Source organism: Fibrobacter sp. UWEL (assembly GCF_900142535.1).
Classification (GTDB): Bacteria; Fibrobacterota; Fibrobacteria; order Fibrobacterales; family Fibrobacteraceae; genus Fibrobacter.
Genome location: NZ_FRBE01000016.1, coordinates 68,138 through 81,352, shown reverse-complemented (window position 1 = coordinate 81,352; position 13,215 = coordinate 68,138). Strand labels below are relative to the sequence as shown.

The following is a 13,215-nucleotide window of genomic DNA, read 5'->3' as shown; positions in this document are numbered from 1 at the left end:
CAAGAATTTTGTATCTTTGCTCTCGGTTAAGATGACTCAATGCAACCTCTTTGTGGTAAGAGAAGGTTGCAATTTAGTTATCCTAGCTGGCTCCCATCTGGGGGCCTTTTTTGCATCCTTCAGATTCCGCTCGGATTATGCATTTGCAAATAGAATTCGGGTGTATTGGTTATGGGTTAGGCCGGAACGGTTTCCAATAAAGATAGGAACGATAAAGTCAAAGAAGAAGGCTAGAGACACCACCGCAGAAAATACCATTGCCATATGGACATTCGTTGTATTGAAGGAACTGCGGTGACTGTTCATGGATTGCTTCAACAGCAAAAAACAGGCCCCTAGCAGGAAGGGAGAATCAAAAATTAGGAATAGGCAAGCAAAACTTGTTGCGATAGGCTGTTCTGCAAAGGGGGCATATCCTCCGATGGTAAAGCTGGTAATGGCTCTTGGCGCGATAATGAACAGAATGTTCACCGAGATTACCGCCGTAACGGCGATAACGCGGATTCCCTCAAAGGTATAGGCCTTTTTGGGAAGAACCAGCAAATCACCCATGCGGTAGGCTTGAATTCCCAGCTGGATCCATGCGATGGATTGAATGCAAAATACAACTTGGCGGACAATGTATTGAGGAGAACCCTCTTCCATATATCCGCTCAAGAAGGTACTCCCAATAAAGCTACAGATGCTCCATATGGCACAAATGATTACAAACCTGTTAAGGATTGTAGGCGTGTGCTTTACTTCAACCTTCCTCATCAGCATCACCGGGAATGCAATCACGGTGAATAAAGAGAAGAGGGTGATGAACTGTAGGTATAGAGAGTCCGAGTACAAGCATTCAATCATGAATGTAATCCTTTCTACTTGACTCTCTTGATACCGAAGGTTTCTGTCTTATCGTAGCTTGCTGAAGTGTCGAAACGCTTGATGGTTTCTGCATCCTTTGTCATGTTGGGTGAGAACTTGCAGTCAAACTGAGCCTTATAGATGTAGGCTCCAGTTCCCGCTGCTCGGCCCGATTCTGTCTGGATACCTGTCTTCGGCATGTTTGCCCATTCGGTGAAGAATACGACCTTGCCTGCAGTAGAGAGGTATTGCTTGGGAAGAACCTTGAAGGATCCTGATATGCGGTTTACGTAGCTACCCAGGTTGGTGTAGATAGGAATGTTATAGCGTACTTTCAGAGTATCCCATGCGGGGTCTTCAGAAGATGTTGCGCCGCGAGGTACGGTCATTTCAATCTTCCAGACTGCACCACTCAGGGCTGTAGAATCAAGATTTGTAGGTGTGGCCTTGCCTCCAACAATCAGATCCAGCTTCTTGGTGGTGGGGTTCATTACGTAGTAGCGAATGTTCTTGTTGCCCATCGGTACGGAAGTCTGTACATTGCCGGAACTTACCAGGTGCTGAGCCATCGTCACGTTAAACTTAATCTTTGGCTTGCCGGAGTTGGAAATGGGAATCCAAGGACTGTTCAAGGAGGGAAGATTATTCTTCACGTCAACAATGGCGCTCATTTCCTTGGGCTGCAGACGGACGTAATCGCCGTCGTTTACGACCAGTTCACTTTCGCTATCGTAGCCTGCTGTGATTGAAACGCCGCCATTAGTCATATTCCAGGCAGCAAGATCTGCTTGGAAGACGGTGGTATCTCTGGATCCCTGTTTTTGACGATAGAATACTAATGTTGCGTCGCGATTGTTGCAGGGCTCGCTAAGGCTGAGTGTCATGAATACTGTGTTGCCGGAGGTGCCGCGCAAGGTGGCGGAGGTAATGACAGGACCAACCAAATCTTCTACTAGAGCGTTGGAGACGGTGTAGGATGCGCCAGAACCCAGATGCTCTGTAATGAGGCCTGCTCCATCAATTTCAATGCCCTTGGCTTCTCCGCTATGCTTACCGCTGGTGTTACCCAACGAGAATGGCTTCTGCAGGTCAATGACTGCAGTCATTCCGTCCATGGCAACAATTGCGTCCGTGCCAGGAATGCTGACGATTTCTTCTTCCGTTCGACCGAAGGCTATGGAAATGCTGTCAGGAGTATGTCTTGCGTCCATGGGACGTGCAAATTCAACTTCGATATGTTCTGCAAGACCATCCTCGTCCTTGTCGGAGATGAACGCATAGGTTATGGGTACCGGAATCAGTTTCAGCGTGATGGGTAGCTTGGGCTGACCGCACTGCGCTGCAATGCCATTTCCACTCTTGTCCGTGATGGTGCTGGTACTCAACAGCTGGGCATACATGCCTTCTGTTACCAGGGATCCTCCACCTGCGTCAAATCCAATTTCATATTCCCAAATGTTCAGTTCAGGATTGTATTCCTTAGCTTCAATAATCACAGGGGCTGAAGTCGGAGTAATCTGGTCTGCTGCGAACAGTTGTACGAACCAATCAATACCAGGATCGGCAATGGGTTCGCTGAACTGGAAGTATACTCGGTCTGAAGTTGCTGTGTCGAGACGTTCCAGGACAGAAACAGAAAGCAGGGTAGGTGCAATGCCGTCCTTGTAGACGCCTGATTCGCTTCTGATTGTTCCCTTGTCATCAGTTACCAGTGCAATGTAGCCCGAGGGATTTGTGTTGATGGCTGTATCCTGGATGTCCAGGGCCACCACCATGTTCAAACCATCCTTGCTGATCACCTTTGTGGCGGTCAGGGTATCGCTCTTGTAGACGTACTTGATGGACTTGAATGACTGACCATCGGTGTAATCATTGAACAGGACAATGTTCATTGCGTCCGGTCTGTTGTCGCAATCAGTATCCACCATGAAGGCTGTTTCAATGAGGGGCCAGGGGGGCAAATCAGCTACGGAAAGATGAGTCTTGGTACTTGCGTAGACTACCTTGGATGTGTTGGGGCCAAGAACGGTCAAGTTTGTTTCCAGAACCTGGTCTGCCTTCACGTAGAAGACTGCTTCACCATCCACAATGTCCACCTTGAAATCTTCGGCAGTGGAAATAGTTGCTTCTGCGGAGGAATAGAATTTGGCAAGTCCGGATTCAGACCCGAGAATGATTGTGATTCGTTCATTGGTAATGGGAGTGCGGTTGCTGTCCAAAAGTCTAACGTGGACTTCTGTGGGGGAACCTAAGATATAGGCCCTGACGGTATCGACGGTAAACACCAGATAGCGTTGTTCCGGAGGTACGGTAATGGTATCGATTTCCACATTGGTACGAACCACGCCGCAGGCGCAATCGTAACTTCCGTTGAGGTTTGCGGCGTGATTATGCCAGCTTACGAATTCCATGTAGTTGTTGGAGTAGCCCAGGGTGGTGTCCATACGGAAAAGCAGGGAGTCCTTGCGGTTTGCAGCCAGGTACATGGTGTTGGCCATGCGGGAAGTGCCGTTCATCTCGAAGTCGTCCAGCATGCCGGTGGGGGACACGCCTGATGTGGCGATATAGGATGTCGGGTAATCTTCCTTTTCTACAGAAGAAACGGGAGATACGAAGGGACTTTCAAATTCAAGGCTGACGACGCGGTTGACCTGAGGGCCGTTTTCCGGAGTGTAATCAGGTCCATAACCGTAAACGTGTTTCCCGTGGTAGTATACGGCAATATAGGGGTCGCGGACGAATGCTTCTACCTTGACTCCGTTTGCGTCGTATTCCAGCCAGGTTGTTTCCGATCCCGAGAAGGAGGGACCATTGGTCAAGTTGACTCCCTTGAACTGTACAGGATCGTCTTCGCTGGTATGGGCACGCAGAGACCAGGAACCTTCAAGCTCACCGAAGTTGGTTGTCTTGTTATTGGGATTGTAGTCATGGAACAGAACCTGGAAGACCAAACGACCGGAAACTTCCAGGATGCCATTAGCCTTGATGGGTAAGTAGTATCCGCCAAATCCATCTGGCTGTGCAGTTCCGAACTCAATGGAGATTGGGTTGGGAGTTGCAATACCACTACCACCAAAGCTTTGTTTGATATTGCACAAGGCGGTAAGATTGGGATTGTTCAAGTACATGCGAATTTCGAAGTCTTCAAAGGGAATGGTGTCATTGTTCGTGATGTTAATGATAAACTGCTTACAATCCTTCCAATCGGTACATGCGGCGTTATCTTGATAGGAACTGGGCTTAATGGCGATGTCCAGGTCTGCGTATGTGGAGTAAGCATCCGTGGTGAAGGTGTATCCCTGACCACCGTTATCGTCGGAAGTTGCGCCAGAGGATACGCTGAAGTAGTAAGTGGTTCCTGCCTTCAGGTTGGTAAGAGTTGCCTGATGGAACAGGACTGCGCCGCCTTCTGCAGCCTGAGCTTCATTCAAAGCAGACATGGAGGTGCCGTAGTTCACAACACCGTTCATGCGGTCACTGCTCCACCAGAAAATCTTTGCGCTACGGTTGTCCACCTGACAGATGGTAACTCCGCTGATGGTTGTGGTGGAAGGAACCATGGTAAACTGATACCACTGACCGTGATTGTCATCGGTGGAGAGGTTGCGCTTGGTGTCCATACCTTCCAGGAAGAAGTAATAGGTCTTGCCCATTTCCAGACCGTCAATGGTCAGGGCACCACCCTTACTTGCGGTAGACTGCTGGACGGACTTTGCACCAGAGGTGGAGGGGGAAGTGTTGTAGAATACGGTGACCAAAGCAACTTCGTTGGCGTCCCAGCTGACGATTGCGGAAGTTTCCGTAATGGGAGTGCCTGCAATGTTACTGAACAGGGGACCTTCTGCATCGATGGGGAGGGTGGCTGCCAAACTCTGGGCCGGCATCAAAAGCTGAACAGAGAAGTCAATACAGGTTTCAGTGGCGGTATAGTCCTTCCAGTCTTCCAGCAAGGTTCTGTTGGGGGCTGCACCACCCATCAGAGCTCCTCGAGGGCAGCGGTATTCGTACGGCATACCACCTGCATTATAACCATCAGGGTTTGCTGTACGGTTATGGGGATGGTTCTGGTTCTTGTCGCCAGCGCCCATAATGAAGGAAATGTCCCAAGGGTTTGCGCCCAGGTTGTAGTAGATGTTGTCCAGAGCCAGGTTCAGGTAGGCTTCATGTTCTGCACCGGTAGTGATTTCGGAGAGCATGAAGATTGCGTTTGCGGCACCCATGTTGTAGCGGTTGAAACCCCAGTCACTGGATGTCCATACAAGATTGTAGGGAGGAACGGACTTGACGCTGCCGAATCGATTTTCATAGACCTTGTTGGATCCTTGGGAACCGTCATCGGTCAAACGACGCAGAGAGTTGGTAGCGCGCTGGAGCAAGGTGTCTCTTTCCAGTTCGCCCACATTGTAGGTCAGGGCCACATCCTTGTCTTCAAGGATGAGCTTTACGAAAGAGAACAGCACATAGGCGTGAACGTTTTCATAGTCCGTCATCCAGCCTCCGGGATAGAAACCACTCACCTGACCAAGATAACCGGCTCTGAAATAAGGACCTGCATCATTAGGTTCGTTATTGAACTTGTAGTTGTCTGGATTGTCATGAATTTTCGTGTTCTTGTACAGGTCGTATTGGTATATGGTATCCTTAGTGGCGTACCACAATGCCAATGCAGCTGCAGCGGCGTCATCATTCATGTTGGAGGCGTTACTTCCACCGGGATAAAGAGCGCTGGGAATGGTCGTGTGGGTTAAACCATATTGACCTGCGGTGGTATGGGGGAATGTCACGTTGGTATAGATGTCTCTTGCGGCTTCCAGAAGGGAGTCTGCATAAACGGGATCATAAGGTTCCCAACCTGCGGCGAAGTAGGCCAGGGCTGCCGCAAATGCACCGGAGTAAGTTCCAACTTCTGCAGTTACATCACGGTCGGGGCCACCCTTTGTGTATGCTTGGGCATCCTGCTTTTCGGGGACATCCCAGAACTCATGGTCCAGTTCGCTACCCACCGTGTGGTACATATCGTTCTTGGCAATGAGTCCATCTGCCTTGGATGCCTTATAGAGTTTAAAGATATAGTCTGCACCGATCTTTGCTTCGTAAAGAATATCGGGAATACCGTCCGTGATGGTGGTATCTGCGTAGGAATTGCCATAGCGGTCTTCAGCCTTGTTTTGGTAAACCAGGTACGTGGTTGCCAAGGCGTAGGCTGTGTAGCCGATGGTTTCGGAAGGCTTGAAATGGTCTCCGCAGTCGTGCCAGCCACCAGTCAGGTCGTGACCCACGGCTGAACCATCCTTCAAGTGGCAAGCTGCATGCATATGGGACTTGGTATTACCGCAGCGCTGGATGCCGAAGAACTTCAAGGAATTTTCAAGAATGGCGTTGAAGATGGAGGGATGCACATAGAATGTGGCAGAGGTGTCGTTACCAACCACGATGTAGTATTCACCCATGGTGGTAATGGCGGTAAAGTCTGCCTTGTATAGAGCTTCCGTTGCTGTAGTGAGGGAATCGTTTTTCCCGAACTCATAAAGAACGTCGAGGGAGTTGAACGAACCGTTAACCCAGATGTTCGGCTTGGGGGCATTGGCATCCAGCAAGGTCAAGTTGGTGGAACCTGCGTCCACCTGCTTGCCGGTGTTGGCGTCAATGACCTTGAATGTCTTGACTGTAGGATCTGCCACGTAGGCGTATTTATGGTCCTGCGGTCTAAATCCACTCTGATTCACTCGAATAGGACGCCTTTTATAGACGTTTAAGGAGTCCAGATAACGTCGCTCGCTAACCTTGTCGGTGCGGTCGATGTTCGGGAAGTCATCTGCAGCGGTTGCTGCAGTGACGAATGCCATGCCTAAAAATAGTGCTGTCTTAATCAGTTTCATCATAGGGATTATCAATTCAATGAATTAACGTTTCTTGTTACGCTTAAAGCCGAAGGTTCTTGTCTTGGAATCGGATTCCTTCTTGCGGTCGCCCTGGACGCAAGAGAGACCGTCATCACGGAGCTTGCTGTCCACGGTTTCGGTACAGGTGGAAGTTGCCTTGAAATCAAACTTGGCTATGTAGGGACCGGTACCGATCTTCTTGCCGTCAACGGATACGGGGGCGTCTCCGTCCTTGGCTATCCATTCCAGACTCAACTTGATTTCGCCGTTCTCGTTCACGTAATTGCGGAGAACGTTGAAGCTGGCTGCATTAATCTTGATCTTTTGATTGTTGATGAACTGTCCCAGGTTGTCATAGACATCTGCAGCGATGTTCATCTCGTAATCATAGAAGTAGGTCTTTGTAGTACCAGCCAGAGATGCGGACGGAATCACGATGGTAATGTTGAATACGGGACCTGTAGAACTGGTGGGTTCCAGGGTGGTAACGTTACCCACGGACCAGGAACCATGATTGTTTTCCAGGTAAGTGCGAACACCGTCGCTGTTGGTGACGGATAGAACGAAGGGATAGTTCTGGAACTGCAGGGGGAGCACTGCAGGAACGGTTCCCGTTTCAGTTCCGACGCTTTGGCCCATGGTTACGATAAAGCGGGTCTTTTCTGAGGTTTTGCCCACTACGGTTACCCAGGGATTCTGATCTGTTGCGAAATTACCCGTCTTGTCGCTGAATCTTGGAGCGGGATTCTGACCTTCATAAACTAGGCGAATCTGATCACCAATACGGATTGCGTCATCGGCGTTATCCTTGTAAGAGAACGTGTACTTGTATTCACCTTCAATGAGGGTAAGCGGAGTCAGGAAGGAGTAAGCGGGGAGGTCTCCTGTGCGCTTACGTTCAATGTAGCTGGCCGTAATATCCTTGCTGGAATTCAAGGGCTCGGACATCTTCACAGAAAGGTATGCCGTGTTTCCAGAAATATCCTTAGAAGCGCTCATAATAATGGGCGGGCACTTGTCTGTGATTGTATAGTGGATGTCGAAGAAGCCTCCTTCAGGTCCCAAGCGTGGAGTGACTCGACCGCCAATACCATCGTTAGGTCCGCTGGTTGCACCCTTGGGGAAGCCGTTGGTAGCGTCCATCTGAATGAGGATGGCGGAAACGGTTTCTGTTACCGGATTGGTGCCAATCACTTGACCGTAGGTGGCGCTGGTGGAATCCTTGTCGAATACTTCTTCTTCGCGAGTCTGTTCTACCACAGTGTGGGTCCAGCTACTGGGCTTAAAGCTCAGGGTGGTTGCGTTCATTCCCCAAACCACAACGAAGCTGTCCAACATATCCTTTTCGCGGAGTGGCTTTTCAAATACCATATACAGTTCATCCGGATAGCCATCGCCCTGCAGGTCGCGCATTTCTGCATGAGTGATTGCCACGGGTCTCGGAGTTTCTGAAATCACAACGTTTTTGCAGGCGTTTACAGGATCAAGAGCGTTAAAGGACTTGTCCGTTGCCATGTTCGTTTTCATGTAGACCGTGACACCTTCTGCAAGAATCTGGCCGTCGGTGTTTCCGGTAACAGCAAACATCCAGCTCTTGCCGTCGTTAGTGGTCGTTGCCTTGCCAACCACATTGATTGCGGCTCCGGTAACGCCCATCACTTCAAGGGGCCAGGTATTTGCGGAACTCAGTAGAACCGGTTCATTGAATGCCACCATCAAGGTGTCTTCCGGATACTGGCGGTCCGGATTTTCCAACAGGGTGACGCTAATCAGCTGGGGAAGAATTCCGTCGCTTACAGCCAGGCGTTCCTTGCTGACTTCGCCATCAGCCTTCAGGTAGATTTCTGCAACACCGAAGGGTGCTGCATTTTCGGGAATGACGATTTCTGCAGGAATCTTGACGACAATGTCTCTTTCACCTGTTGTCTTTACACCTGCAAGAGAAACTTCCGCAGTATCTGACATACCACTGATGTAGAAGCGCATGCTCTGGAACTGGACGTTTTCATCCAGTTCGCTGGAGAACTGTACCAGCAGCTGGTCGGCAACGTTATCGCAGTTGGTATCTTGAGCAAGAACCTTCAGCGGAGTGGGGTAGGTTGCTTCCGCATAGAAACTCTGCTTGGAAACGTCTTCGTCATCATCCGGATCCAGATAGATCACCTGGATGGTGTCACCTGCAAAGAAGGAAATCTGGTTGCCGGAACGCTGGTTCTTAGCAACAGAGACTGCGTTGACAGTAAACTTGCTTACGAAGTAACCCGGGTTGGTTGCATCCTCGACCATGGCGACCTTCAGGGTGTCGCTCTTCTTGTTGTTGATTACGAGAACGTTAACGGTTCCGCTATACTTCGCCTTGTCCTTGTCGTTCAGGTAGATGTTGAAATTGGTTCCGCTAGGATCTGCGTGGCTTGCAACAGGATTACCAGCCACGTCCTTGATGGTCAATGCAGAGGCTGTCAGGTTGCCGCGAGAGAACTGAACATAGTAGTTGCGGTTCACGAAGGCGCAACCGCCGTTTTCGGTACAAGCTTCACATTCCGGGTTGGGGCCAGCAAAGATGGTGATGTCCACCTTGTTGCTGCCAATGCCCATCTTTACAGGAATGTTCAAGGTCCAAAGGCCTGTGGAGTCAATGATACCGTCGCCAGATTCCACATTGTAGTGAGCGATGATGACGCCGTTATTGTCGAACATCATGATTTCGTCACCAACGCGCTGGGTGGTGGTCTTGAGCTGAACACCGTTTGCCCAGATCTTGGTGATGTAGCCCTGTTCAGAAATCTTGGCATGCCCCTTCACGTAAACAGTGCTGCTGGTTTGGTCAAGTTCTACATAGCTACCATCAGAAACGTTAAACGGTGCATCGAAGGTTGTTGTAATCTCGTAATGAGCGCGCTTGGTGCTCATTTCCTGCTTGGAGGGGCTGTAACCCCAGATGAATTCATTCTTGCGATAAACGGTGATAAACTGGTTGATGGGTACTTCATTGTCTGTATCGCCGTAGTCCTTGTCCTCAATGGGCATGCCGTCGTAGTCGGCGCCATCTACTAGGAATTCATGGGGTGCCCAGGACCAGTCGCCGGTTTCCTTAGAGAAACGCTTTTTGGCGACGGCGCGCAAAGTTTCGCAGGTCTTGTAACCATCGTTGGAGATACCCGAGGAGAAACCGAAGTCAATGCGGAGTCGGGACTGGGACTTGATGGTAGAAGAACCGAGCGGAGCGGGGAAGTAGTAGGAGTACTTGCCTGTTGCGGCATCATAGGTGTCGTCCAGTCGAACCGGCAGGGCTGCGCGGAGCAGGTCGCGGAGTTCTCGGTCGTTTTCGCAGGGCTTGTTAAAGCCTGCTTCGTCGTAAGCCTGGCAAATATCGGAGTCAATCAAGGTGGCGCACTTTTCCACTTCTTCGGGCAGAGCGGTAAAGTACAGACGCAGGGTTAGGCTATCAAACGGTCTTGCTTCGTTGTTGTAGACGTTTGCATCCAGGAAGTCCATACCGCCAAATTCATACTGGTAGGTTCTAACACTGAAGTCGTACCAGCCTACGGGGGTGGTGAACTTCAGCAGATTTCCGTCATCATCCACGTTGGTGTATACGCCGTTGCTTTCTACCATATAGTAGTAGGTTGTCTGTTCCTTCAGTCCGCCAATCTTCACGTAGTGGAACTTGGTGGGAAGGCCTGCGATATCTGCATTGCTGTTGCCGGAGTTGAAGGCGAATTCGTTAGGAGTTGCATGTGCCACAGTATCCCAGTAAACCTTGGATTCGTATTCTCCGTTGGGTGTATACCACATGATTTCTGCGGTGTCTGCGCTCAAGTTACATACGGTAACATTGTTGATTTCTGCTGCTTCAACTGTGTTCAGTGTGGTAAAGCTATAGGGGGTTTGGGTGCTATCGACTAAGAACTTCTGGGTATAGTTCAGTTCGTTATAAGCGTTCTGTCCCAGAACGTAGAAGTAATAGGTGGTGCCCTTATCAAGACCACGAAGGATGATTTCGTGCTGAACGGCCTTTTCGTCATTGGAGGCGTTCAGTGTGTATTGTCCTTCTGCGGTGCCATACATGATGGTTGCTGTACCGCGGGTAGAAAGCTTGACCATCACAATAGCGGAGTCCATGCTGACGTGTCGGATTTCCACGTTAACCTTGGGTGCGGCGGTGCGGTCAAACTTTGCTGCTGCTAGAGCGCCGGAACTTACCAGGGTTGCTGCGGCATCGATACAGGTTTCAGACTTGTGGTAATCTTCCCAGCTCTTGTTGTCGGGAACCATGGAGTTGGTAAGCCCCGGAGTGACGCCACCGTAGAGAGCACCTACAGGAGGATTGTACTTGTAGTTTGCGCCGGGCTGATTCTTTCCTTCCGGGTTTGCTGCACGATGGTGAGGGTGGTTGTCATTCTTGTCACCGATACCCAGAATGTAGGAAACGTCCCAGGGGTTTACGCCCAACAGGTAGTTCAACTGGTTGATACCCAACTGGTGCATTTCGTCGGACTTCCAGTCCGGGGAACCAGCCTGAGGAAGAACGTAGCCCTTCTCGGTAATATCCTTAGTGACATCTGCGTAGGCCAGCACTTCAAAAATATTACCTGCCTGGTAACGGTTGTAAATCCAGGTCTGGTCTGTATTCATGGTGTACCAGAGGTCATCATAGGTGATGGAGGACGGCTTCCAGATGTTGTTGCTGCCCGGAAGCTGAAGTCTCTGGGAACCTTGGCCGTAGGACATGTCGCCAAGGTTTGCGATCATATCCATAACGCAGTCTTCAATGGCATTAGACCATTCTTCTTCGGTAAGACCGTATTCTGTGGTTGCCTTAGTCTTGTCGGCGAGAATCAGCTTGTAAAGGGCGTAGAGGGCATAGGAGTAGGCGTTTGCCCAGCTAGTGTTTTTCACATCCTTGAAGAAGCCCTTGTTATTGGTCACGAACCAACCACCCTGGAAGAAGCCGGGACCGTCCATATATTCCTGACCTTGAACCAGGTTTCTGGTACGGATCATGTCGTCGGCGTATTCCTTCTTGCCTGTGGCGTAAAGGAGTGCCACGGAAGCGAGGGCCAGGTCGTCATAGAATTCGTTGTTGCCGTTATAGGCCGGAGAGCTCCAGCCCGCAGCTTCCTTGTTATACTTGAAGGTTTTGCCGCCATCATAGGTGGACTTGCCCTGAGCCAGGCTCTTGGCGAAGTCGTACATCTTTTCTGCAACCATCAAGCAGGAGTCTGCAAAGTCCTTGTCGTATTCGGCATAGTTCTTGGAAAGAATGGCAAGGCCTGCTGCTGTTTCGCCACCGATGTTGGAACCGATTTCACCTAGACGTACGGTACGGGATACGGGACCGCCACGGTCTGTTGCCGCTGCAGAACCATCGATGGGAAGTTTATCCTGGTTTTCAGGACGTCCCCACCAGCCATGGTCAGAACCAAAGTTACCTACAGAAAGTGCCATGTCATCGATGACACCCTTGGCGCGGACGAATGCGCGGAGCACAAAGTCTGCACCATGCTTTGCTTCACGGAGCATATCGGGAACACCATCGGTATTGACGGTCTCGCCTTGGTTGTAGGCATAGACGTCTTCGTCGGCGTCGGGGTTAGTTGCTGCCATCACCGCAGCCACCATGAAGGCGTACATCTGGGTCTGGGATTCCTTCAGGTGGTCTCCGCAGTCATAGTATCCACCTTCCAGGGTTCCTGCCAAAGCTGCGTTATACTGGCTGAAGTCACGAACGTCGTCAGATCCGGTAACGATAGGACCTGCACCATCCAAGGTATGGCTTGCGTCATGGAACCAGGACTGTCCATTACCGCTACGGTTAATGCCGTAGAACTTTAGGGCTGCGGAACGGACCATGGAGTAAACGCGATTGCTGATAATAAAGGTGCTGGAAATGTCGTTTCCAACCTTAATGCGGTAGCGAGTGTCGGATTCAAGGCCTGCGGAGGGGATAAAGCCTCTCTGGACTGTTCCGGACTGGCCTGTGATATCCACCTGGTAGCGCTTCTGGTCGTTGGTGGCTGCGTTTGTGCCCGCAATAATAGTCCAGTCAGAAGAGATAATCTTACCGGTGGAGGTAAATGTGCCCGTCACTTTGGGGCTAAGGGAGTTTCCGTCGATATCGACAACTTCAAATTCAGTAGCGTTGCCCACATAGTAAAACTGCTTTTCCGGGTCGCTTTCCATATAACCGGCCTGGTTGATACGGATGGGGGACATACGCACGTTGATAGCGTCCAGGTAGGCCTGGTTCAATGTGTCGGGAATAAAGGCGTTGGGCTGGAAAGAGGCCGGAGTCCTATTCTTAGGCACCATATTGTGCTTCTTGGTGACCGTAGTATCATAACGATCAAAGATGGATTCATCCCAAGTCAAGGGCCAGACGGGCCTAATCAGGTCATAAGGAGTGGGTTGTTCCTGAGTTGCGGCTGACGCAAAGGCGGTAGCTGCTAATAATACGGCGGCAAATTTTTTCATAAACGACACGGAG

At 50.4% G+C, this 13,215-nt stretch carries 3 protein-coding genes; all 3 read right to left on the bottom strand.

From position 1 onward, the window contains the following. Positions 1-135 precede the first annotated feature (135 nt). From BUB59_RS10895 to BUB59_RS10885, 3 genes are read right to left on the bottom strand one after another with little or no spacing between them, the layout of a single operon-like run. Positions 136-846, bottom strand: coding sequence for a hypothetical protein (locus tag BUB59_RS10895; protein ID WP_073229843.1), 711 nt, complete (start codon positions 844-846; stop codon positions 136-138). Positions 847-860: 14 nt separating this feature from the next. After that, entirely contained in the window at positions 861-6,728 is a 5,868-nt protein-coding gene (locus tag BUB59_RS10890; RefSeq protein WP_073229841.1) for a glycoside hydrolase family 9 protein, read from the bottom strand. Positions 6,729-6,749: 21 nt separating this feature from the next. Then, a complete protein-coding gene (locus BUB59_RS10885; RefSeq protein ID WP_073229839.1) occupies positions 6,750-13,202 on the bottom strand; it encodes a glycoside hydrolase family 9 protein in 6,453 nt (2,150 codons plus the stop codon). Positions 13,203-13,215 lie beyond the last annotated feature (13 nt).

What these genes read in the sequence shown, in the direction of transcription:
- BUB59_RS10885 (WP_073229839.1), bottom strand. Translation starts at nt 13,202, where the DNA reads ATGAAAAAATTTGCCGCCGTATTATTAGCAGCTACCGCCTTTGCGTCA.
- BUB59_RS10895 (WP_073229843.1), bottom strand. Translation starts at nt 846, where the DNA reads ATGATTGAATGCTTGTACTCGGACTCTCTATACCTACAGTTCATCACC.
- BUB59_RS10890 (WP_073229841.1), bottom strand. Translation starts at nt 6,728, where the DNA reads ATGATGAAACTGATTAAGACAGCACTATTTTTAGGCATGGCATTCGTC.